Genomic DNA, 21,617 nt, shown 5'->3' with positions numbered 1-21,617 from the left:
CCGCGCCCCGCCCCGCGTCAATGCGCACCGCCCCCGAACGATGTACCTTTCAGCCCGCCGCCCGGGGTCTCCGCACCTCAAGTGGGAGCGCTCCCAAGGCTATTGACACCGCCCGAGCGCATCTGGCGTGATGTCCCGCACCCCCAAGGGCCCTGTCGGACGCCCCCACCCGCGCTCACAGAGGAACGAGACCATGCGACTCCTCCTGCCCCGCCGCACCCGCCTCCCACGCCGCCTGGCGGGCCCCGCCGCCACCGCGCTGGCCGCCCTGCTCGCGCTCACCTTCGCCGCCGCCCCGGCAGCCCCAGCGGCCCCCGCCACCCCCGCCGTCCCTGCCGCGTCCGCCGCCACCGCATCCGCCGTTCCGGGAGCGGCAGCCACGGCCGGTGCCGGTTTCTGGCACACCAGCGGCCGCCAGATCCTGGACGAGGCCGGCACCCCGGTCCGGATCGCCGGCATCAACTGGTTCGGCTTCGAGACCTCCAACTACGTGCCGCACGGCCTGTGGAGCCGCGACTACAAATCGATGATCGACCAGATGAAGTCGCTGGGCTACAACACCATCCGACTGCCGTACAGCGACGACATCTTCAAGGGCACCACGCCCACCAGCATCAACACCTCCGGCGGCATGAACGCCGACCTGGTCGGCCTGAACTCGCTCGGCGTGATGGACAAGCTGGTCACCTACGCGGGCGCCGTGGGCATGAAGGTGATCCTCGACCGCCACCGCCCGGACTCCGGCGGGCAGTCGGCGCTCTGGTACACCTCCTCGGTGCCGGAGTCGACCTGGCTGGCGAACCTGAAGACGATCGCCGCCCGGTACGCGGGCAACTCGGCGGTGGTCGGCATCGACCTGCACAACGAGCCGCACGACCCGGCCTGTTGGGGCTGCGGCGACCAGTCCACCGACTGGCGGTTGGCGGCGCAGCGCGGCGGCGAGGCAGTGCTGTCGGCCAACTCGAAGCTGCTGATCTTCGTGGAGGGCGTGCAGTCCTTCAACGGCTCCTCGTACTGGTGGGGCGGCAACCTGCAGGGCGCGGGACAGTACCCGGTCCAACTGAGCGTCGCCAACCGGGTGGTGTACTCGGCGCACGACTACGCGACCAGCGTGGCGCAGCAGCCCTGGTTCACCGACCCGAGTTTCCCGTCGAACATGCCGGGCGTCTGGGACAAGAACTGGGGCTACCTGTTCAACCAGAGCATCGCCCCGGTGTGGGTCGGCGAGTTCGGCACCACGCTGCAATCCGCCACCGACCAGACGTGGTTGAAGGCGCTGGTGCAGTATCTGCGGCCGACGGCGACGGCGGGCGCGGACTCCTTCCAGTGGACGTTCTGGTCGTGGAACCCGAACTCGGGTGACACCGGCGGCATCCTGAACGACGACTGGACGACCGTGAACACGGTGAAGGACGGCTACCTGGCGTCGGTCAAGTCCCCCAATTTCTCCGGCGGTTCGGGCGGCGGCACAGGTGACACGCAAGCACCCACGGTGCCGGGCGGGTTGGCGGTGACGGGGACGACGGCGAGCAGCGTGTCGCTGTCCTGGACGGCGTCGACCGACAACACCGGCGTGACGGGGTACGACGTGTACCGGGGCGGTTCGAAGGTCGCCTCGGTGACCGGAACCTCCTACACCGACAGCGGGTTGAGCGCGGCGACGGCGTACACGTACACGGTCCGGGCGAAGGACGCGGCGGGCAACGTGTCGGCGGCGTCGTCGGCGGTGACGGCGACCACCTCGTCGGGCGGCGGGGGAAGCGCCGGGTGTTCGGCGGCGATCAGCCTGAACGACTGGGGCAGCGGCCTGACCGCGACGGTGACGGTCACCAACACCGGCGCGGCCGCCACCAAGAGCTGGCGGGTGGTCTGGACGTGGCCCACCGGGCTTCAGATCAGCGGGAGTTGGAGCGCCGACGTCACCCGCAGCGGGCAGACGGTGACGGCGAACAGCCAGGCCTACAACGGTGCGCTGGCCCCGGCGGCGTCCACCACGTTCGGCGTTCAGGCGACCCGGACGGACTCCTCGGCGGTGGCCACGGCGACGCCGGTCTGCACCGCGACCTTCTGACCCGATCCCGGTGCGGCACCCGCCCGTTCGCCTGCTCGAAGGCGGACGGGCGGGTGCCGCAGGCGCGTGGGGGCTCAGGCCCGGACGGCCTCCAGGAAGCCGTTGACGACGGTGCCGGTGGCGGGCGGCAGAACCCGGCCGTGGGCGTTGGCGATGTCGTCGAGCGAGGTGAAGCGGGTGGTCCAGCCGTGGGCGTCGAGCCAGTCGGCGGTGCCGGGCCCGAGGCCGCCGCGCCACAGCGAGGTCATTTCGGTGAGGCCCTCCTCGACGGGGGTGCGGCTGACGTCGCGTCCCTGTTCGACCAGCAGTCGGCTGCCGGGGGCGGACAACTCGCCGACGGTGGTGAGCAGTTGAGCGGCCTGGTCGGCTTCGAGGTAGACCAGCAGCCCTTCGGCGAGCCAGGCGGTGGGCTGCGCGGGATCGAAGCCGGCGGCCCGGAGCTGCTCGGGCCAGCGGGGGTCGGTGAGGTCGGCGGGCAGCGCGGTGCGCTCGCACCGCGGCCGGGCGTCCTGGGCGGTGAGGACCTGCTCCTTGAAGGCGAGGACGGGCGGCAGGTCGATCTCGTACAGGCGGGTGCCGTCCGGCCAGGGCAGCCGGTAGGCACGGGTGTCGAGTCCGGCAGCGAGCACCACGACCTGGCGGGCGTCGGCGGCGAGCAGCCCGTCGTCGTAGTGGCGGGTTCGCAGGATGCCGTGCATGAGCAGGCGGCGCGCGAGCGGCCCGAGCACGGTGTCGGCGGGGCGCGGCGGGGCGCCGGCGGCGGTGACGAAGGCGAGCGCGTAGGGGTCGGTGAACAGCGGCTCGGGCTGGGCGCTCTCGTAGGCGCGGCCCCGGGCCACGGCGAGGGCGGTGCGGGACACGGGGCTCAGCTGCTCGGCGGCGGAAGCGGCAGCCGGCAGTCCGGCGGCGGAAGCGGCACCGGGCAGGCCGGCGGCGGAAGCGGCACCGGGCAGGCCGGCGGTGGCAGTGGGCAGGCCGGCGCTGACCGGCTCGTGGTTCGTCATGCCGGAAAACTACATCGGCACCGATGCATCTGTGAAGATGTATTCTGCCGCGCATGGACGGCGTACGACTTCTGCGGCTCGGCAAGCGACTGACCGAGCTCGGCCGGGAGATGGTCACCGATCACGCCTCGGCGACCCTCTCCCCCGGCGAGATCGCGGTGATCTCCGACGTGTACCGGCACCCGAACACCTCGGTGCAGGACATCCGGGTCCGTACCGGCTTCGCCCAGAGCCACGTCTCCACCTCGGTCGCCCGCCTGCGCGAACGCGGCCTGCTGGACGCCGTCCCCGACCCTGCGGACGGTCGGCGCACCCTGCTGAGCGCCTCCGAGCCGGCCCGCCACTACATCCGGGCCCGGGTCGCCCGTCCCGCCGAGCCCGTCATCGCCCGGGCCGTCCCCGATCCGGAGCAGGCCCGCCGGGTCGCCGAGCTGCTCGACGAACTGGCCGGCCTGCTGCTCCCGCCGGGCCCGGCGGCGCGGACGGGCGAGCCCGACCGGCTTCGCTGACCATGGACAGGTCGGGAGTCCGCGCAGCCGTGGGCCCGGCCATCCATCGGACCGACCGAAGCAGCAACGGAGGCCGTCAATGATCGAGATCGCCGACATCCGCGAGTGGCGCGGTCACGACGTGGTCGACCAGGACAGCAAGAAGATCGGCGCCCTGGAGAACATCTACGTCGACACCGCCACCGACCTGCCGTCCTTCGCCACCGTCACGGTGGGCATGTTCGGCCGCCAGAAGCGCCTGGTGTTCGTACCCGTCGCGGACGCCGTGGTCGGGCCCGGCTACGTGCGGGTCCCGTTCGGCCGCGACGACGTGAAGGACGCCCCGTCCATCGACGTGGACGGCGTGCTGGCCGCCGAGCAGGAGCCGGAGGTGTTCGCGCACTACAACCTGGACTACGCCACCGGCGCGGGCGGCGAACGGCGGCTCGCCCGCCGCTGAGCCCCGGAACGCCGAAGGCCTGAGCACCTCCAAAGACCTCGCCGAAAGGCCTGGAGGCGGCGCTCAGGCGGCCAGGCCCGGGCCGCCCCGTTCGACGTCCGCCTTGAACGCCGCGAGTTCGTCGATGACGTGCCGGTCGGTGAAGCCGAGCCCCTCCACCAGGTGGTCCCACAGCCCGTGCGGCTCGGTGTCCAGCTGCAGCATCACCCGGGTGCTGTCCTCACCGTCGGCCCCGGCGCGGTGGAAGGTCACCACCCCTGAGTGCCCGGGCCGCTCCTCGCCGCCGCTCCACGCGATCCGGTCCAGCGGCGCCACCTCGACGGCGGCGACGCCGCGCTCCGCACCGCCGCGCATGCAGGCGGGCAGCGACGCGCGCTCGGTCCACGCACGGTAGACCGCCTCGATCGGCGCGTCGATCTCCACGGATTCCTCGATCCGGCCCATGGTTTTCCTCCTCACCGGGTGCGGCCGCCCGACTGCGGTCCGCGTCCGTGCTCCGCCTGCCCCGTCGCCCGAAGGTCATGCACAGCACCTCGGAACGCGCGCCACCGAAACCGTGCCCACGAAACCTCCACACGTCTGCCGGGCATGACCTGCGGACGATCGGGTACCCGGGGACGGACCGGCCGGAGACGAGGAAAGGAAAGGCATGCCTGTGCCCACTGATGAACTTCTCCTGTCCGCACCCGCCGGGGCGACCTCCGAGCCGCTCGGAACGCCCTCGGTCAGCGGGTCCGACATCACGGGGAGCCTGCCGGGCTCCGGGTCCGTCGCGAACGCCCTCGCGGACGCCCTCGCGGACCCCGCCCACGCCGCCCCCGCCGACGCCCGCGAGCTGAGCCGCGTCCTGCTGCGCCGCCTGGCGGGCCTGGAGGAGGGCACCCGCGAGTACTCGTACGTCCGCAGCACGCTCGTCGAGCTCAACCTGACCCTGGTCAGGTTCGCGATCCGCCGGTTCGGCCGCACCAAGGAGCCATACGAGGACCTGCTGCAGGTCGGCTCGGTCGGTCTGATCAAGGCCATCGACCGGTTCGACCCGACCCTCGGGGTGGAGTTCACCACCTACGCGGTGCCCACCATCGTCGGCGAGATACGCCGCCATTTCCGCGACACCACCTGGTCCGTGCACGTGCCGCGCCGGCTCCAGGAGCTTCGCCTCGACCTGGCCAAGGCGGCGGACGCGCTGGCCCAGACCCTGGACCGCGAGCCGACCGTCGCCGACCTCGCCCAGTACCTCTCGCTGCCCGAGGAGGAGGTGATCGAGGGCCTGGCCGCCGCCAACGCGCACACCGCCGGCTCGCTCGACCTGACCGCCCCGGGCGACGGCGACGGGCAGCAGCCCGCCGACCGCCTCGGCCGGGTGGACGGCGGCTACGGCCTGGTGGAGAACCTGGTCGCGCTGAAGCCGCTGATCGCGGAACTCCCCGAGCGGGAACGGCTGATCCTCTCGATGCGGTTCACCGAGGACCTCACCCAGTCGCAGATCGGCGCCCGCCTCGGCCTGTCCCAGATGCACGTCTCCCGACTGCTGTCGCGCACCCTCGCCAAGCTCCGCACCGGTCTGGCCTCCGACGAGATCTGACGGTTCGTCAACTCGGGGGGCCCGGTGGGCGGATGCCGTCCCACCGGACCCCCCGTCTCGACCGTCGCGCCGCTCGTGCGTATGGTCGAGCCAGACCGGTCGAGGGAACAGGACGAGGATGCCAGCCGAGAACATACCCGTGGCCCCCCTGGCGGTGGAAGTGCGGCACACGCCGTCGAACGCGGCGGTGTGCACGCTGTCGGGCGATCTGGACATCGAGACCCTGGAGCCGGCCCGCGCGACACTGCACCGGCTGCTGGCCCAGCGCCCCCGGACGCTCGTGGTCGATCTCGGCCAGGTCGAGTTCTGCGACTCGTCCGGGCTGAACCTGCTGCTGCAGACCAGGATGGCCGCCGCCGACTCCGAACTCCCGTTCCGGCTGGCGGCGCTCTCCGGGACGGTCCGCCACCTGCTCGAACTGACCGGCGCGAAAGCCGTGTTCACCATCCACGACACGGTGGAAGCGGCCCTCGATGCGGACCGGTGAGACCCTCCGTCCGCGTACCGTCCGCCCCACCGGGCATAATCCCGCCACGGCCGGGAAACCGACTCGTGAGCCTGCCGTCAAGACCGAAGGGAACCCGCCCGTGACGCCCAGTCGGGGAACCCTGGACGGCGACCGCCCGGACGCCCGCGCGGGCATGCCCCCCGGCGGCCAGCGCCGCCGCCTGCGGCTGGCGGGCGTCGCCCGGCCGGTGGCCCGGGCCCGCGCGTTCACCGCCGAGGCGCTCGCCGACTGGTCGTGGTCCACCCCGCCCGATGCCGATCTCGCCGAGGACGTCGTGCTGCTGGTCGCCGAACTCGTCGGCAACGCGACGCTGCACGCCGGCGGCCCGCTCGAACTCGTCCTGGACGCCACCCCCGCCCGCCTGCGGATCGAAGTCTCCGACACGTCGTCCGTGCTGCCCGCGCTGCGCACCCCGCACCGCCCCGGCCTCCCCGGCGGTCACGGCCTGTACATCGTGCAGCACACCGCCGACCGCTGGGGCGCCGACCTGCACCAGCGGGGCAAGTCCATCTGGGCGGAGATCGACGCCTCCCGGCTGCTCGCACAGCCCCCGCGCCCGTAGCCTCCGCGCCCGCAACCTCCGTTCCCGCAACCTCCGTTCCCGCAGCCTCCGTTCCCGCAGCCTCCGCACGGACGACGAAGCCGCGTAGCAGCGAAGGCGGCCCCGTGGCGTACGGGGGCCGCCTTCGTCGCTGCGCCGCTCACCTGCCGCGGTTGCGCCGCCGGCGGCGCAGCATGTGCTGCCGCTCCTCCTCGGTGCGGCCGCCCCACACGCCGTAGCGTTCCCGGGCGGCGAGCGCGTGGCGCAGGCAGCGTTCGCGGACGGGGCAGCGGGCGCAGACCGCCTTGGCGGCCCGGTCGCGGTCGTCGTGGGCCTGGCCGCGCTCGCCGGACGGGTGGAAGAACAGGCGGGAGTCGGCGGCCCGGCAGGCGCCCTGCAGCTGCCAGTCCCACTCCTCCTCGACGGCTCCGGGCAGGCGGGAGATCACGGTCATCGACTGCTCCTTGTGGTCGGACAGGCGGATCAACGGACGAACGGGTGTGCCGTCCGTGTAACCGCGATCCGCCGCCCGAACCGCCTCCACGCCTCCGCCGTGCCGTCTGGTGCCTCCGCCGCACCGCCTCCGTCCGGGCCGGGCCGCCTCCGCGCCTCCGCCGCACTGCTTTCGCGCGTCCGCCGTGGTCTCCGCCGTGTCGTCTACTCGCCGTCCTCGGGCTCCGGCGGCGAGGAGACGGGGACGGCGAACTCGGGGCCGTCCGCCGCGGTCTTCTCGCTCTCGTCCGGCGGCGGCGAGCCCTCCGCCGTCATCCGGGCCTCCGGGGTCTCGGTGGGCGGCCACTCGTCGGCCGGTGCGTCGTGGGTTCCGTGCGTGTGGTGCGACATCTCGCCTCCCGCGGCTTGGTGTGCCCCCTCCCTCCATGGTGCGTCTCTGGCGTCGGCTGGCACCATCGCGGCGACGGGCGCACCGTGGACGGGGGGCCGTTGTCCACTGTCGCGAGAGGAGAGTGTGGCCATGTCGTCGAAGCGACGCCGCAAGAAGAAGGCCCGCGCCAGGCACAAGGCGAACCACGGCCGTCGGCCCCAGTACTGAGGGCCCGGCCCGTCGCTCGCAGTGCCGAGCACCGCACACGGACGATCCCGAAGCGGCCGCAACGCCCGGACCCCAGCCCCGGGCGGCGGCCGCTTCCCGCTGCTCCCGCTGCCGCTACCGCGTCTCCGCCACCGCGTCCGCCGCCGTTCCCCTGGTCAGCCGCCCGCCCGGACGCCGGCGCGGGCCCGGGCGTGGGCCGCCGCGCGGATCGGCGACAGGCCGCACGCCCACACCATCACCGCGCCGAGCAGCCGCGCCACCGGCCGGTCCCAGAGGCGTCGCACCGCCCAACCGCGTCGGATGCCGAGTTCCGTGCGCGCCCAGTCGGGCAGGATGCCGATCGCCGCGTTCGTCAGCACCCGCACCGCGAGCCGCTCGCGCCCGCTGCGCCCGAAGCCGCGCAGCAGTGCGACCACCTCCAACGACTCGGGCCCGGCGTGCAGTTGGCCCCGCACCCGGGTCAGGTAGTCGGCCACCGCGGCACGCGAGTCGGGCACGCCGTCCGCGCCGAGCAGTTCGCCGATCAGCGCCACCTCCGCCAGGTACGCGTCGCACCCGGCTCCGCTCAACTTCCGCTTCCCGGCGAACACTTGGTGCCCCTGAAGGAAGCAGGACACCTCCGCGGTGTGCACCCAGCAGAGCAGTTCGGGGTCGTCGGCCCGGTACGGCCGGCCGGTCGCGTCGAAGCCGCGCACGTAGCGGTGGATGTTCCGCACGCCGGCGATCGCGGCCTCCGCGGCGGCGGAGGAGCCGAGCGTGGTGGTGGAGACGAAGCGCGCGGTGCGGTGCAGCCGCCCGGTGGGGTCGGTGCGGTAGTCGGAGTGTTCGGCGACGGCGCGCATCGCCACCGGGTGCAGTGACTGGAGCATCAGCGCGGCGAACCCGCCGACCAGCATCCCGGCGGGGTGCTCGTGCACCCGCCACACCACACTGGCCGCACCGAACAGGCCCGGGTCGCCGGGCGGCCGGTCGTAGCGCTCCAGGTGCAGTTCCGCGCCGTGCACCGTGGAGTTGATCTCCCGCAGCAGCCTCCGCCGCAGCGCTTGAATCGGCCGCCGCCACCCGCCTGTCACGCCGTGCTCCTCCCGCCCCGATCCCCCGTCTCTGCTCTCCCGTCCAGCCTACGCCGCACGGCCCCGCCGCCGAACGGGGCTGACAGCACGTCGGGGACCCGCTACGATCACCGGCGATGACTACTCACGGATTGGAGGTCCCGTCCTTCCGAAGTGCGTGCTGATGCATACCACTTCGCCGATGGACGAGGACACTCGCACCTGTTTCTGGCCCCGCGTACGGCAGTTCGCCGTCCCCCCGGCCATGATCGAGACCGCCACCGCCCGCCGCGAGCTGGGCGACTGGGGCGGTGCCTGCGCTGCTGCCCGGTTCGACGTGGAGCTGGACGTTCGGGCGGTCGCCCGCGCGTTCGGTTCCGACCTCGCCGGTCAACTCCGCACCGACCTACGCCACTTGGCACCCGACCTGCTGCGCTGGCACCTGCCTCGCACGGCCCCGGACGGCCTGCTGCGGCCGGGGCTGAGCGCCACCCTGGCGCGCTACCCGCGGGACGGGCCGGCCGCGTTCCACCTGGTGGTCCGCACCGCTCCCCGCTGGGCGGCCGCGGACCAGCGGGTGAGCCTGGCCCTGTGGCACACCGCCGGCCCCGGAGCGGTCCCCCGCCCGCAGCCACGTTTCCGCCTCGACCTGCACCGACACCTGTGGGACGCCCGAAGCGCCCCTGAACTCGCCGATCGCACCGCTCACTTGACTGTTCATCAATCACCCAACATCGTTTGGGCGTTCGAGGCGGATCTACTGCGCGCGGCGGACGGGCTGTCGCCGGACACGCCGGTCACGGTGCGGCTGGGCGCGCGCCGCTTCCTGCTGCTCGACCCCGCCACCGGCGCGGTCGGACAGCACGAGTTGCGCGACCCGGGCGGCCTGCCCGTGCTCCCGGACGCCGCCACCTGGGCGCCGCCCGACCTGCGGCTGCTGCGCACGGGGGCGGTGGACGCCGACCGCCTGCACCCGCTGGTGGCGGCGGCCCTCGTGCCGGACCACCGTCCGGTGCGCGCGGCGCCGCCGACGGCGGCCGATCCGCTGCTGGTGGACTGCCGGGGCGAGCGGCACCGGGTGGCGCTGGTCGCGGGCCGGCTCACGCCGCTCGACCACCCGCCCGAGCAACTGCGCCGGGAGGAACTGCTGTTGGCGTTCGGCGGCCCGCCGCTGCCCTGCCTGCAGACCATCGACCGTGCGCACCGGCAGCCCGACAACCTGGACGCCATCGTGCAGCGCCTGCTGCACGGCGACCGGTCCGGCGCGCTCACCGCCGTCCGCCAACTCCTCGGCGACGACACCCCGTTGCCCGACGGCCCGCTCGCCGAACGGCTGGCCGAGGACGAGGAGCAGCGCGTCGTCGCCGCACTGCACCGGTCCGGGCTCGCCCCGAGCCGGCTGCGCCACGCCCACCAACACCCCTGCACGCCGGTGCCGCTGGACGGCGGCCACCCGCACCGTCCCCGCATGCCGCGCCGACTCATCTGCTCGCGCTGCGCCCGAATGCACCGGTCCTGACCTTCGCCCGGCGCCCGCCGCGCCGGGACCCCGACTCTCCCCTCCCCAGGTGATCACCCATGCCTTCCACCGCTCAACTCGCCGTCTCCGACCGCCTGTTGGCCCTCCTCGCCGAGTCCGCCACCGAACCCCGCCAGGACCTCCGGATCGAGGCCCTGACCCTCGCCGTCGCCGCCAACTCTCCTGTTTTGCTGTGGGGTGAGCCCGGCATCGGCAAGACCTCCGCGCTCAACCAGCTCGCCGCCGAACTCGACCTGCCGCTCACCACCGTGATCGCCAGCGTGCACGAGCCGTCCGACTTCTCCGGCCTGCCGGTGATCGGCGCGGATCCGGCCACCGAGGGCGTCCCGCTCGCGCCGCCGGACTGGGCGGTGCGCCTGGTCCGGCAGGGCCGCGGGCTGCTGTTCCTCGACGAGCTGTCCACCGCCCCGCCCGCCGTGCAGGCGGCGCTGCTGCGCCTGGTGCTGGAGCGCCGCATCGGGGCGCTCCAACTCCCGCCGGGCGTCCGGATCGTGGCAGCGGCCAACCCGCGCGGCTCGGCGGCCGACGGCTGGGAGCTGAGCGCGCCGCTGGCCAACCGCTTCGTCCACCTGGACTGGGTGCACGACCCGGAGGTCGTGGTGCGCGGGCTCGGCGGAGTGTGGCCGCGCGCCGAACTGCCCCGGCTGGATGCCGAACGCCTGCCCGCCGCCGTCAAGTTCGCCCGCCGCGCGGTGTGCGACCTGCTGACGGTGCGGCCCGAGCTGACCCACCGGCTGCCCACCGCCGAGACCCGGCGCGGCAAGGCCTGGCCGTCGCCTCGCAGTTGGGAGATGACGGTGCGGCTGCTGGCGTTCGGCTCGGCCGCCGGCTCCTCCCGCGAGGTGCTGTCGATGCTGGTGCGCGGCACGGTCGGCGACGGGCCGGGTCTCGAACTGATGGCCACCGTCGACCGGATGGACCTGCCCGCACCCGAGGACCTGCTAGCCGACCCGGACGGCGCCGCCCTGCCCGAACGCGGCGACCTCCGGCAGACCGCGCTGGACGCCGTGGTCGCCGCCGTCCGCTCCCGCCCGACCCGCCAACGCTGGGACGCCGCCTGGACGTTGATGGCCCGGGCGCTACGAACCGGCAGCCCGGACGTCCTGCTGGTGCCCGTCACCACGCTCGCATCGCTGCGTCAACACGACTGGGAGGTACCGGAGTTGATCGAGCGGTTCGCCGGAGCGCTGGAGCTGTCCCGGCGTGCCGACCGCGCCGCCGCCCGGGTCCCCGCCGCTGCCGCGGGCCGCCGATGAACACCCCGCAGAGCACACCCCGCCCGGCACACCGCCCGGCACCTCGCCCGCGGCCCGTCCCGCCTCTCCGGGGGCCCGCCCCCGCGCGGCCGGGCCCGTCCCGCCCGGCCGGCCCGCCGCTGGACCTGGAGAAGCTCTACGCGGCCCGCCTGCTGGCGGTGCGCGCCCGGCCGTTCCTGGCCACCGCGCTGTTCGCGATGCACGTCGTCGAGTCGCAGCGGGTGCCGACCATGGCCGTGGACCGGTACTGGCGCTGCTACGTCTCGCCCGCGTTCGTGGCCGCCCGCCCGGAGGAGGAACTCGCCTCGATCTGGGTCCACGAGGTCTCCCACCTGCTGCGCGACCACGCCCGGCGCGGCGACCGGGCGATGCGCAAGCACAACCTCGACGGGCCGCAGGACCGGCTGCGGATCAACCTCGCGGCGGACTGCGAGATCAACGACGACGTGTACGGCGACGGCCTGGTCAAGCCGGCGGACGCGGTCTACCCGGAGAGCCTCGGCCTGCCTCCGAACCTGCTGATGGAGGACTACCTGCCGCGGTTCACGCTCGGCGTGCACAGCGACGCGGTCGGCTGGCTGGAGTGCGGCAGCGGCGCGGACGGCCTGGACCGCGAGTGGGACCTCGGCCCGGCGGAAGCGCGGACGCTCCGGGAGCACGAGCGCGACCTGGTTCGGTTCCGGGTCGCCGAGAGCATCCTCGGCCGGCCGGGCAGCACCCCCGAGGGGTGGCGGCGCTGGGCCCGCGAGGCGTTCCATCCGCCGCAGCCCTGGCGTGAGTTGCTCGGCGCGGCGGTCCGCTCCGCGGTGGCCGGCGCGGGCGCGGGCTCCGACTACACCTACGGCCGCCCCGCGCGCCGCGCCACCGCGCTGCCGGGCATCGTGCTGCCCGCGCTGCGCCGCCAACTCCCGCGCGTGGCCGTGGTGGTGGACACCTCGGGCTCGGTCAGCGACCGGGAGCTGGGCACCGCGCTGCTGGAGATCGCCGCGATCGCCCGCACCCTCGACGGACGGCGCGAGCTGCTGTCGGTGGTCTCCTGCGACGCCGCCGCCCAGCAGATCCAACGCATCGGCGGTGTCGGCGAGTTGGCGCTGGTCGGCGGTGGCGGCACCGACCTCCGGGAGGGCTTCGCGGCGGCGATGCGGCTGTGCCCGTCCCCGGACGTGGTGGTCGCGCTGACGGACGGCCAGACCGCGTGGCCCTCCCGCCGGCCGCCGTGCCGGACGGTGATCGGCCTGTTCCGCCGGACCACCGTCGTCGACGAGGACGATCCGCACTACTACCGGCCGGACCCGCCGCCGGACTGGGCGCGGGTGGTCCAACTGGGTTGAGGCCGCCGGGGATTCACGCGAGGCGGAAGTGCAGCGTGTCTCCGGACCGGGCCTGGGCGGCGGCCCCGAGGTCGGCGCGGCGGACCACCGCGATGACGGGGTACCCGCCGGTGACGGGGTGGTCGGCCAGGAACAGGATCGGCCGCCCGGACGGCGGCACCTGCAGCGCCCCGCCGACCATGCCCTCGGAGGGCAGTTCGCCGCCGCGGGCCCGCTCCAGCGCGGGCCCGTCCAGGCGCATGCCCACGCGGTCGCTGTCGGGGGTGACGGTGTACGGCTCGGTGAGCAGGGTGCGCAGCGCGTCGGCGGTGAACCAGTCGTCGCGCGGGCCGGGCAGGACGTGCAGCACGGTGCGGTCGGCGGGGGCGGGCCGCGGGGCGTGGTCGGCGGTGGGCCAGCCGGTGGCGGCGTCGCCGACCGGCAGCAGTTGGCCGACCGTCAGCCGGTCGGGGCCGATCCCGGCGAGGGTGTCGGTGGCGCGGGAGCCGAGCACGGCGGGGACGTCGAGGCCGCCGCGGACGGCGAGGTAGACCCGCAGGCCCCGGGTGGGGGTGCCGAGGCGCAGCCGGGCGCCGGCGGGGACGCGCAGCGGGGTGCGGCCGGCGGCGGGGCGGTCGTCGATCCAGGCCGGGCAGTCGGCGCCGGTGAGGGCGCAGGTGGTGGTGTGCGGGAAGGCCAGTTCGATGCCGCCCATGGGGGCTTCGAGGCCGGCGGCGTCCTCGGGGTTGCCGACCAGGCGGTTGGCGAGGCGCAGTGCGTCGCGGTCGGCGGCCCCGGCCCGGCCGACGCCGAGTGCGGCCAGTCCCGGGCGTCCGAGGTCCTGCACGGTGGCGCCGAACCCGGCGCGCACGACCAGCAGTTCGCCCCGGGTCATGACGCGCCGCCGTCGGTGTCCGGCGCATCGTCCGGGGCTCCGCCCCGGGCTTCCCCCGACGCTCCGTCCGGTGCTCCGTCCGGGGCTTCGACGAAGCGGACGGCGGTGCCGGGGCCGAGCCGGGTGGGCGGGTCGGCGGCGGGGTCCCACAGGGTGAGGGCGGTGGTGCCGAGCAGGTGCCAGCCGCCGGGTGAGGGGCTGGGGTAGACGCCGGTGTACTCGTCGGCGACGGCGACGGCCCCGGCCGGTACCCGGGTGCGGGGTTCGGTGCGGCGGGGCAGGCGCAGGCGCGGGTCGAGTCCGGTGAGGTAGGCGAAGCCGGGTGCGAAGCCGCAGAACGCGACGCGGTACTGGGCGGCGGTGTGGCGTTCGACCACCTGGCGTTCGGTCAGTCCGGTGCGGGCGGCGACCTCGGCGAGGTCGGGTCCGTCGTAGCGCACGGGGATCCGCACGGCCGCGCCTGCTCCGGCCGCGCCCGCTCCGGCGGAGGCCGCGACAGCGGTCCGGGGCAGGGTGCGGAGGGCGGTGCGCAGGCGCTGCGGGTCGGTGGCCCGGGGGTCGTAGCGGATCAGCACGGTGCGGGCGGCGGGGACGAGTTCGGTGATGCCGGCGGGTGGTGCGCTGCGCAGTGCACCGTGCAGGTGCTGGACCTCTTCGGCGGTGTCGACCTCGACCAGGACGGCGTCGCTCCCGCAGGGCAGTACTCGCACCGGACCGTCCTGTTCCGTTCGCGCGGCCGCCGCCGGGCCGTCCTCGGCCCAAGCTACCAAGCGGACGGCAACTGCGGTGCGTACGCCGTACACCGGGGTGCCGTCCGTGCCACGGCCACCGGGCAGCCTGGCCCTCGACCCCCGGACAGCCCGAGCACCGCCCGCGGCCCCCGACCGCTCGGTGTACGGGGGCCGCGGACGGTGTGCACGGCGCAGGCCACGCTCCTGCGCCGTGGGCCGCCCCGGTCTCAGGCCGGGGTCGCTTCGCGTTCGGCGTGGCGGCGCGCCTTGCGCTTGCTCAGGGGTTGGTCGGGGAGCCAGCCGAAGGCCAAAGTGCTGCCGACCAGGCCGAGCAGCAAGCCGATGAAGAACCCGCCGATGTTGGAGGTGATCCAGCTGCCGAGGGTGGCGAGGACGGCAACCAGGGAGTAGAAGACCCGCTGAACGGGGTGGAAGATGAGCAGGAGTCCGCAGAGCACCATCAGCATCGGGACGATGTAGCCGCCCAGACCGAGGAGGCCGATGCGAATGACCATGTGCATCGGGGCTTTCTCGGTGAACAGGATTTCGGCGCCGGCGAGGGTGACCAGCAGGCCGCCCCAGAAGGGCCGGCGGTCGCGCCAGCCGGCGAATCCGGTGCGGGTGACGGGGGCCGGAGGGGCGTCCGCGACGGGGTGCTCGGGACCGGCAGGCCGGGCGGCCGCGGTGTGCTCAGCCGCCCGGTCCGGTGCCGAGTCGAACTCAGCAGCCATCGGTGCTGAAGCTGAGGTGCATGTTGGGCAGCTTGAAGAGCCCGGCGGTGGTGGCGTAGTTCCGCTGGCGGAAGTTGTCGACGGTCACCTCGTCGCCCTGCTGGCCGAACATTCCGGGGGGGCCCTGGACCGGGCCCTTGTCGAAGGTGCTGGCGTCGCGGCCGACCTCCAGGCCCGTGAACACGGCCTCGCCGCTCATCAGGTCGGAGTCGGTGGTGAGGTTCTCGGCGTGGACGGGGCTGCCCTTGTCGCCGGCCGTGATCAGCAGGTTGATGCCGCCCAGGTTGACGCTCTGACAGAGCTTGGTCAGGTCGGCCGACTTCACGGCGGTCTGGATCAGGAACAGCTGGCCGCCGGTGTCGCCGGCGTTCGGGCTGTTCTCGATCATGTTGTCCAGGACGCCGAACTGCTCGACCCCCGTGCCGTGCATGCGGTCGGCGGTGACCTCGAAGGCCATGCCGGAGATCGCGAACTGGTTGGCGAGGACGTTCTGCGCGGTCAGGGTCACCAGGACGCCGGCGGTCACGCAGGCGGGTATCGCCATCAGTGCGGCGCGGCGCAGCCGGACCCGGCCGCGCCCGGCAGGGGTGGCGGCGGGTAGTTCTGCGGGGTGGGGCATGTGCAGCTCCAGAGGGTTCGAGTGGGGGATGCGCAACTCGCCGGTGCACTGGTCCTGGCGTGGACGAAAGCGTCAACGATCGTTCTCAGTACCGAAGTTGACGATCTTTCTCACACCTTCGAGCTGTCTGGAAGTTACCCCGGGGTACATGGCGGGTCAATACTTCGCGCACCGCCCCCACACATCTGAACACCAGTCAACTACTGTGACTGGATTGACTATTGGGGCGTGGCAGCACTCGAACTCCACTCACCGGGCTGCCAACTTCCGCACATCTTCTTGACGTTGCCGTCCGGCCCCCATAGAAACTTGGCGATGTACCCGGCGGTAACCCCCGCGCCGTCACGGCGCAGCCCCGGGTTCCTTTCCGCTCTCTCTGTCGGCGCCCCCGCGACCTCGGGCGGCCCGGTGGCAATCGTGCGCCTTCGGGCCGGCCGCTCGTGGCGTCGAGCGAACCGCCCGCTCGCCGAACTCCCGCACCCCGCACCGCCGTCGGCGCGTCCAGCACGGACTCGCCACCCCCGTCCCCCCTGCCGTGAGGAGTCCCCCCACCATGCGCCGTACCCAGCCGGACCACTCCGCCAGCAGCTCCGAGAGCCCGGCCGCCCGCCGCGGCTCCCGGCGACTGCTCGGCCGCCTCGCCGTTCCGGCCGCGCTGGCCAGCGCCGCGCTGCTGGCCGGCACCGTTCCGGCCTCCGCCGCGACGCCGGGCGCGCCCTACACCGGCATGGGCAACTGCCCGCTCAGCGCGCCCGCCATGACGAATTCGGCGAACCTCCAGGTCGGCTGTCTGGTGTCGATCACCAACGGCGGGAAGTTCACCCTGGGCAGCACGGTGGTGCCCTTCAACTCGCCGATCAAGCTCCAGTTCGGCTTCTACTGGGACAAGTCCGCGCCCTCGGTGACCTTCCCGGACGGCACCACCGCCAACCAGTACAACGTGGTGCCGCCGACCAACGCGCCGCTGATGAGCGCGCCGATGGTGGAGATCACCATCCCGGGCATCCAGAACTTCCTGCCGGGCATCACCAGTGTCTTCGCGCAGGTCGAACAGGCGGGCCCGGTCGCCAAGTTCACCCCGATGGCGACCGGCGAGCCGTACCCGGTCTTCCAACTGCCGATCAAGCTGCACCTGTTCAACGCGCTGTTCGGCCCGGACTGCTACGTCGGCTCGAACTCCGCGCCGCTGGTGCTCAAGCCCACCACCGGCACCACCGCCCCGCCCGCGCCGACCGCCCCGATGACCGGCGACCCGGGCGCCATCGACTTCACGATGGACCCCAACGGCCACAACTCGCTGGTGATTTCGGAGAACAACGCGAACCTGGTCGACAACACCTTCGCGGTGCCCGGCGCCAACGGCTGCGGCCTGCTCGGCTCGCTCAACCAGATCATCAACTGGACCATGAACCTGCCCGCCACGCCCGGCAAGAACTCGGTGAGCTTCGCGCAGACCAACGCCAGCTTCGTGCTGGACGAGAGCATCTCCGACCTGACGGCCGCGATGGCCGCCAGCGCCGCGCACTGACCCGGCCTGCACTGACCCGGTCCGCGCCGACCGTCGCACCCGCACCGACTCGGCCCGCACTGGCCGCGCCCACGCCGAGTCGGCCCGCGCCGGCCCGGCCCGCACGGACCGTGCCCGCACCGACTCGGCCTGCACGGTCTCCGTCCGCACCGACTCGGCCGTTCCCCCACCGACCCGTGCCCGCCCCGCCGCGGGCGGGCACGCGCTCCGCACCGCCGGAGCCGCGCCCCGGCCACCGCGCCGGGGCCGACCCCACCCACCGGATGCCCCACCCCCCGGAAGGAACCCTCATGCGCAACCGCCTCTTCGCCGGCGCCGCTGCCCTGGCCGCCACCGCCGCCCTGGTCGCCCTCCAGACCGGCACCGCCAACGCCACCGTCGCCGGGCCCGTCCTCTACACCAACATCGGTGTCGCCGTGAACGTCGGCGACGCGCTCTCCGCGGACCTGGTCACCGGCACCCTGGCCACCATGTACAACCCGGGCACCACCACCGGCGTCAAGTGCACCGTCTCCCACATCAGCGGCAGCGTCGGCGTCAACCCGACCGTCACCCCCACCACCACCGACACCGCCTCCGGCCCGGTCACCGGCCTGACCTTCAGCGGCTGCACCTCCAACGTGGTCGGCGTCACCGGCGTGAACAGCCTGACGATGGACACCCTGCCCTACACCCTGAGCATCTCCGACGCCCCCGGCTACCCGGTCTCGCTCTCCCCGATCGCCTCGGGCACCCAGATCCAGGCCACCGCCGTCCTCAAGACCCTGGCCGGCACCGCCACTTGCGTCTTCCGCGCCACCTCGGCCAGCCTGCAGGGCAACGCCACCAACGTCCCGCCGCAGATCAACCTGGTCAACCAGCCCCTGACCAAGTTCACCGGCCCGAGCATCTGCTTCCCGAGCATCAACTTCTCGGCGTCCTACGGCCCGGTCATCGACTCCGCCCCCGGCAACGGCGGCACCGTCCTGGTCAACTGACGCTCCGCCTCCGGCACTTCGGCGCCGCGCCCTCCCCGGGGCGCGGCGCTCCACTCTGACGGACCGTCACTCCTCATGGTCCGCACGGCGGTTGGCGGTCCGCGCCCGCACGTGCACCCGCTCACCCTGCGGGCCGAACAGGCTCAGGAACTCCACCGGCGTCGAGCCGGCGTTGGTGAACACGTGCGGCGTCCGGGTGTCGAACTCGGCCGCCTCGCCCGCCTTCAGCACCACGTCGTGCTCGCCGAGCCGCAGCCGCAGCTGCCCCGACAGCACGTACAGCCACTCGTACCCCTCGTGGGTGCGCTGTTCGGCGTCCTCCCGCGCCCCCGGCGGGACGATCATCTTGTACGCCTGCATCCCGCCGAGGTTGCGGGCCAACGGCAAGTACGTCCAGCCGTGCCGGACGAACGGGCGCAGCCGCACCCGGGGATCGCCCGTCGCCGGGGCGTCCACCAGCTCGTCCAACGCCACCCCGTGCGCCCGGGCCAGCGGCAGCAGCAGCTCCAGGGTGGGCCGACGGCCGCCCGACTCCAGGCGCGAGAGCGTGCTCACCGAAATGCCGGTCTCCTCGCTGAGCTGCGCGAGCGTGGTGCCGCGCTGCTGGCGGATCGCCCGCAGCCGCGGGCCGACCGCGGTCAGCACCACCTCGAAGTCCTCGTCCTCCGCGCCCACCGTGCCACTCCTCCCGCTCGACTTCCGACGACTTCCCTCGCCGGCCCTCGCCGGCCCTCGCCGGCCCTCGCCGGCTCTCAACAACCCTCGACGGCCGTCGACAGCCCTGCGTGCCCGATCGGGCCCTTTCCATTTGCCACCTCAGCAACATTGTTTGTCAATCCGGCGAGGGGCTGCGCACCATCGAGCCATGACCGCCACACACCGTGATTCGCACCCGCACCCCGCCCGGCACCACGACGTCCTGGTCGTCGGCGGCGGCGCCGCCGGACTGAGCGGCGCCCTGGTCCTGGCCCGGGCCCGCCGCTCGGTCCTGGTCGTCGACGCCGGCCGGCCGCGCAACGCGCCCGCCGAGGGCATCCACGGCCTGCTCGGCCTCGAAGGCCTGCCGCCCGCCAAGCTCGTCACCCAGGGCCGGTCCGAAGTCGCCTCGTACGGCGGCGAGTTCCACGACGCCGAGGTGCGCGGCATCACTCGCGAACCGGACGGCGCGTTCCGTGCCGAACTGTCCGACGGCAGCGTCGTGCACGCCCGCCGGGTGCTGCTGGCCACCGGCACCGTCGACGTGCTGCCCGAGCTCCCCGGCCTCGCCGAACGCTGGGGCCACCAGGTGCTGCACTGCCCGTACTGCCACGGTTGGGAGGTCCGCGACCGCCGGATCGCGGTGCTCGCCACCGACCCCGCCGTCGCCCTCCACCAGGCGCTGCTGTGGCGCCAGTGGACCTCCGACGTCACCCTGCTCGCCCACACCGCCGGCCCGTTCGACGAGCAGCAGCGCCGCGAACTCGCCGCCCGCGGCATCGCCGTCCGCACCGGCGAGGTCGCGGCCGTGCTCGGGAAAGACGGCGGCGACCTCACCGGAGTCCGGCTCGCCGACGACACCGTGGTCGACTGCGACGCGCTCTCCGTGGCCGGCGCGCCGACCGTGCGGGCCCCGTTCCTGGACGGCCTCGGGCTGGCCGTCACCGACCTGGTCCGCGGCGGCGTGCGGGTGGGCGAACACCTCGCCACCACCGGCCCGGCGGGTGCCACCGAAACCCCGGGCGTGTGGGCGGTCGGCAACCTCACCGACCCGATGGCGCAGGTCGCCGTCGCCGCCGCCGACGGCCTGCGGGCCGCCATCGCGATCAACGCCGACCTGATCGCCGAGGAGACCCGACTCGCCGTCGAGGCCGTCGAGTTCTGGGAGAACCGGTACGGCGAGAGCGAGCAGATCTGGAGCGGCCGGCCCAACGCCTCGCTGACCCGCGAGGTCGCCGACCTCGCCCCCGGCCACGCCCTCGACCTCGGCTGCGGCGAGGGCGGCGACGCCATCTGGCTGGCCCAGCAGGGCTGGCAGGTCACCGCCGTCGACATCTCGCAGGTCGCCCTCGACCGCGCCGCCGCCCGCGCCGCGGTGGAAGGCGTCGCCGACCGGATCAGCTGGCAGCGCACGGACCTGGCCCACGCGTTCCCGACCGGCTCCTACGACCTGGTCTCCGCCCAGTTCCTGCACTCCCCCGCCGAGTTCCCGCGCGAACGGGTGCTCCGCAGCGCCGCCGCCGCGGTCGCCCCCGGCGGCACCCTGCTGATCGTCAGCCACGCCGTCGCCCCCGCCCGCCCCAAGGACCGCCCCGAACAGGACCACCAGCACGACCACGACCACGGCCACCAGCACGGCCACCAGCACGGACACCAGCACGGACACGGGCACGGGGAGAACCACGAGCACCACCACCCCGAGATGAAGTTCCCCACCCCCGCCGAGGTGCTCGACTCCCTGCACCTGGCCCCGGGCGCCTGGACGATCGAGCGCGCCGAGGAGCACCCGCGCCACGACCACCCCGGCCACCCCGTCACCGACCCCGACGCCCGCCCGCACCGCGACTCCACGGTCCGCCTGCTCCGCAAGCCCTGACCCACCGGCCCCCCGAGGCCCCCATTTCCTGTTCGGCCGCCCGCGCGCGCACGCGTACGCGGGCGGCCGCAATTTGTCCACCGGCCTGACGAACCGCCAGCCCTATGATCACGGCGTGCTCGCAATCCGCAAGGCCCTGGCCAACCACGAGGACGCCGTGCTGCGCCGGCTGCCGATCGTGCTCCGGGTCGCCGCCGTGCTGCTGCTGCCGTGGATCGTCGACCTGGCGCTGAACGTCCGGGGCCACTTCGGCGCCCGCAACCTCTCCAACTCCTGGGTCTGGCTCGACCTGATCGAGTTCGCCGCGCTGCTCGCCCTGGCTTCGCTGGTCCGCCGCCGCCACCGCGCCACCAGCCCGATCGCCTCCGCGACCGCCGTCCTGCTGGCCATGGACGCCTTCTTCGACCTCTGGTCCGCCCACCGGGGAAGCGCTTTCCGCACCGCCGAGATATTCGCCTACGTCGCCGAGCTCCCCAGCGCCGCCCTGCTCGCCGCCCTCTCCTGGTACTCCCTGCACTGGGCCTCCACCCTCCACCCCACCCCGGCCGCCTGACACTCAGTTCCCTCCGAGGGGACACTGAGTCCCCTCTCACTTCACCGAAGAGTGGATCTGTGGCACGGAGTGTGGTCTAGTGGGGGTACTGAGTTCCCTCCGGCGTGAGGCGTGAAAGGACTAGGTGGCCGTGAGCTTGAGGATCGTT

Annotated in this window: 23 protein-coding genes; 13 read left to right on the top strand and 10 right to left on the bottom strand. The window is 73.8% G+C overall.

Translation table 11 applies throughout. The features are described from left to right. The first annotated feature begins 193 nt into the window (after positions 1-193). Positions 194-2,071, top strand: coding sequence for a cellulase family glycosylhydrolase (locus tag AMK19_RS32850; protein ID WP_073819016.1), 1,878 nt, complete (start codon positions 194-196; stop codon positions 2,069-2,071). A 74-nt stretch (positions 2,072-2,145) separates the two neighbouring features. Here AMK19_RS32850 and AMK19_RS32845 read toward each other — a convergent pair whose 3' ends face one another. Beyond that, positions 2,146-3,075 (bottom strand): SAM-dependent methyltransferase, encoded by a 930-nt coding sequence (locus AMK19_RS32845; RefSeq protein ID WP_083647557.1) that lies wholly within the window; start codon positions 3,073-3,075, stop codon positions 2,146-2,148. 53 nt (positions 3,076-3,128) lie between these two features. On the opposite strand from AMK19_RS32845, the gene AMK19_RS32840 reads away from it, so the two are divergent. After that, positions 3,129-3,584, top strand: a complete 456-nt coding sequence (locus AMK19_RS32840) for a MarR family winged helix-turn-helix transcriptional regulator (RefSeq protein WP_073819013.1) — start codon at positions 3,129-3,131, stop codon at positions 3,582-3,584. 79 nt (positions 3,585-3,663) lie between these two features. Next, on the top strand, positions 3,664-4,023 hold the full coding sequence (locus AMK19_RS32835; RefSeq protein ID WP_073819011.1) for a PRC-barrel domain-containing protein: 360 nt from the start codon (positions 3,664-3,666) through the stop codon (positions 4,021-4,023). Positions 4,024-4,086: 63 nt separating this feature from the next. Here the strand turns inward: AMK19_RS32835 and AMK19_RS32830 are convergent, their stop codons facing one another. Beyond that, positions 4,087-4,467, bottom strand: a complete 381-nt coding sequence (locus tag AMK19_RS32830; RefSeq protein WP_073819009.1) for a hypothetical protein — start codon at positions 4,465-4,467, stop codon at positions 4,087-4,089. A 205-nt stretch (positions 4,468-4,672) separates the two neighbouring features. Between AMK19_RS32830 and AMK19_RS32825 the strand changes: the two genes are divergently transcribed. From AMK19_RS32825 to AMK19_RS32815, 3 genes are all read left to right on the top strand, one after another. Then, positions 4,673-5,605 (top strand): SigB/SigF/SigG family RNA polymerase sigma factor, encoded by a 933-nt coding sequence (locus AMK19_RS32825; protein WP_073819008.1) that lies wholly within the window; start codon positions 4,673-4,675, stop codon positions 5,603-5,605. A gap of 118 nt (positions 5,606-5,723) precedes the next feature. Next, a complete protein-coding gene (locus tag AMK19_RS32820; RefSeq protein WP_073819006.1) occupies positions 5,724-6,092 on the top strand; it encodes an STAS domain-containing protein in 369 nt (122 codons plus the stop codon). Positions 6,093-6,192: 100 nt separating this feature from the next. Beyond that, positions 6,193-6,675: an ATP-binding protein gene (locus AMK19_RS32815; RefSeq protein WP_083647556.1), complete on the top strand. Its 483-nt coding sequence runs from the start codon at positions 6,193-6,195 to the stop codon at positions 6,673-6,675. 139 nt (positions 6,676-6,814) lie between these two features. On the opposite strand, the gene AMK19_RS32810 is transcribed toward AMK19_RS32815, so the two are convergent. The 3 genes from AMK19_RS32810 to AMK19_RS32800 form a co-directional block, all read right to left on the bottom strand. Then, positions 6,815-7,108: a WhiB family transcriptional regulator gene (locus AMK19_RS32810; protein WP_073819094.1), complete on the bottom strand. Its 294-nt coding sequence runs from the start codon at positions 7,106-7,108 to the stop codon at positions 6,815-6,817. A gap of 203 nt (positions 7,109-7,311) precedes the next feature. Beyond that, positions 7,312-7,497, bottom strand: coding sequence for a hypothetical protein (locus AMK19_RS32805; protein ID WP_073819004.1), 186 nt, complete (start codon positions 7,495-7,497; stop codon positions 7,312-7,314). A 363-nt stretch (positions 7,498-7,860) separates the two neighbouring features. After that, the gene (locus AMK19_RS32800; RefSeq protein WP_241844712.1) at positions 7,861-8,778 is read right to left on the bottom strand and encodes an oxygenase MpaB family protein; all 918 of its coding nucleotides are present in this window, start codon (positions 8,776-8,778) and stop codon (positions 7,861-7,863) included. A gap of 181 nt (positions 8,779-8,959) precedes the next feature. Here AMK19_RS32800 and AMK19_RS32795 point away from each other — a divergent pair, with 181 nt between their 5' ends. From AMK19_RS32795 to AMK19_RS32785, 3 genes are read left to right on the top strand one after another with little or no spacing between them, the layout of a single operon-like run. Next, positions 8,960-10,276, top strand: coding sequence for a hypothetical protein (locus tag AMK19_RS32795; RefSeq protein ID WP_073819002.1), 1,317 nt, complete (start codon positions 8,960-8,962; stop codon positions 10,274-10,276). A 59-nt stretch (positions 10,277-10,335) separates the two neighbouring features. Then, positions 10,336-11,553, top strand: a complete 1,218-nt coding sequence (locus AMK19_RS32790) for an AAA family ATPase (protein ID WP_073819000.1) — start codon at positions 10,336-10,338, stop codon at positions 11,551-11,553. Then, complete coding sequence (locus AMK19_RS32785; RefSeq protein WP_083647555.1) at positions 11,550-12,884, top strand: vWA domain-containing protein; 1,335 nt, start codon at positions 11,550-11,552, stop codon at positions 12,882-12,884. Before AMK19_RS32790 ends, AMK19_RS32785 begins: the two co-directional genes overlap by 4 nt. 13 nt (positions 12,885-12,897) lie before the next feature. Here the strand turns inward: AMK19_RS32785 and AMK19_RS32780 are convergent, their stop codons facing one another. The 4 genes from AMK19_RS32780 to AMK19_RS32765 all read right to left on the bottom strand — a co-directional run bounded on the left by AMK19_RS32780 (position 12,898) and on the right by AMK19_RS32765 (position 15,839). Beyond that, positions 12,898-13,758 (bottom strand): biotin-dependent carboxyltransferase family protein, encoded by an 861-nt coding sequence (locus AMK19_RS32780; RefSeq protein ID WP_073818999.1) that lies wholly within the window; start codon positions 13,756-13,758, stop codon positions 12,898-12,900. Then, positions 13,755-14,468, bottom strand: a complete 714-nt coding sequence (locus AMK19_RS32775) for a 5-oxoprolinase subunit B family protein (RefSeq protein ID WP_073818997.1) — start codon at positions 14,466-14,468, stop codon at positions 13,755-13,757. Before AMK19_RS32775 ends, AMK19_RS32780 begins: the two co-directional genes overlap by 4 nt. Before the next feature lie 248 nt (positions 14,469-14,716). Next, positions 14,717-15,220, bottom strand: a complete 504-nt coding sequence (locus AMK19_RS32770) for a DUF6114 domain-containing protein (protein WP_073818995.1) — start codon at positions 15,218-15,220, stop codon at positions 14,717-14,719. Continuing rightward, on the bottom strand, positions 15,210-15,839 hold the full coding sequence (locus AMK19_RS32765) for a DUF6230 family protein (protein ID WP_073818993.1): 630 nt from the start codon (positions 15,837-15,839) through the stop codon (positions 15,210-15,212). Before AMK19_RS32765 ends, AMK19_RS32770 begins: the two co-directional genes overlap by 11 nt. 553 nt (positions 15,840-16,392) lie before the next feature. Between AMK19_RS32765 and AMK19_RS32760 the strand changes: the two genes are divergently transcribed. Together AMK19_RS32760 and AMK19_RS32755 are read left to right on the top strand one after the other, a co-directional pair. Then, entirely contained in the window at positions 16,393-17,367 is a 975-nt protein-coding gene (locus AMK19_RS32760; protein ID WP_073818991.1) for a hypothetical protein, read from the top strand. 290 nt (positions 17,368-17,657) lie between these two features. After that, entirely contained in the window at positions 17,658-18,344 is a 687-nt protein-coding gene (locus tag AMK19_RS32755) for a hypothetical protein (RefSeq protein WP_073818989.1), read from the top strand. A gap of 66 nt (positions 18,345-18,410) precedes the next feature. Here AMK19_RS32755 and AMK19_RS32750 read toward each other — a convergent pair whose 3' ends face one another. Next, on the bottom strand, positions 18,411-19,019 hold the full coding sequence (locus AMK19_RS32750; protein WP_073818987.1) for a helix-turn-helix domain-containing protein: 609 nt from the start codon (positions 19,017-19,019) through the stop codon (positions 18,411-18,413). 190 nt (positions 19,020-19,209) lie between these two features. Here AMK19_RS32750 and AMK19_RS32745 point away from each other — a divergent pair, with 190 nt between their 5' ends. Both AMK19_RS32745 and AMK19_RS32740 read left to right on the top strand, forming a co-directional pair. After that, positions 19,210-20,916, top strand: a complete 1,707-nt coding sequence (locus AMK19_RS32745; RefSeq protein ID WP_073818986.1) for an FAD-dependent oxidoreductase — start codon at positions 19,210-19,212, stop codon at positions 20,914-20,916. 115 nt (positions 20,917-21,031) lie between these two features. Then, positions 21,032-21,469: a hypothetical protein gene (locus tag AMK19_RS32740; protein WP_073818984.1), complete on the top strand. Its 438-nt coding sequence runs from the start codon at positions 21,032-21,034 to the stop codon at positions 21,467-21,469. Positions 21,470-21,617: the final 148 nt, after the last annotated feature.

Source organism: Kitasatospora sp. CB01950 (assembly GCF_001905465.1).
Lineage (GTDB): Bacteria > Actinomycetota > Actinomycetes > Streptomycetales > Streptomycetaceae > Kitasatospora.
Note: the sequence above shows the minus strand (reverse complement) of the source record. Positions and strands in the feature narration are given on the sequence as shown.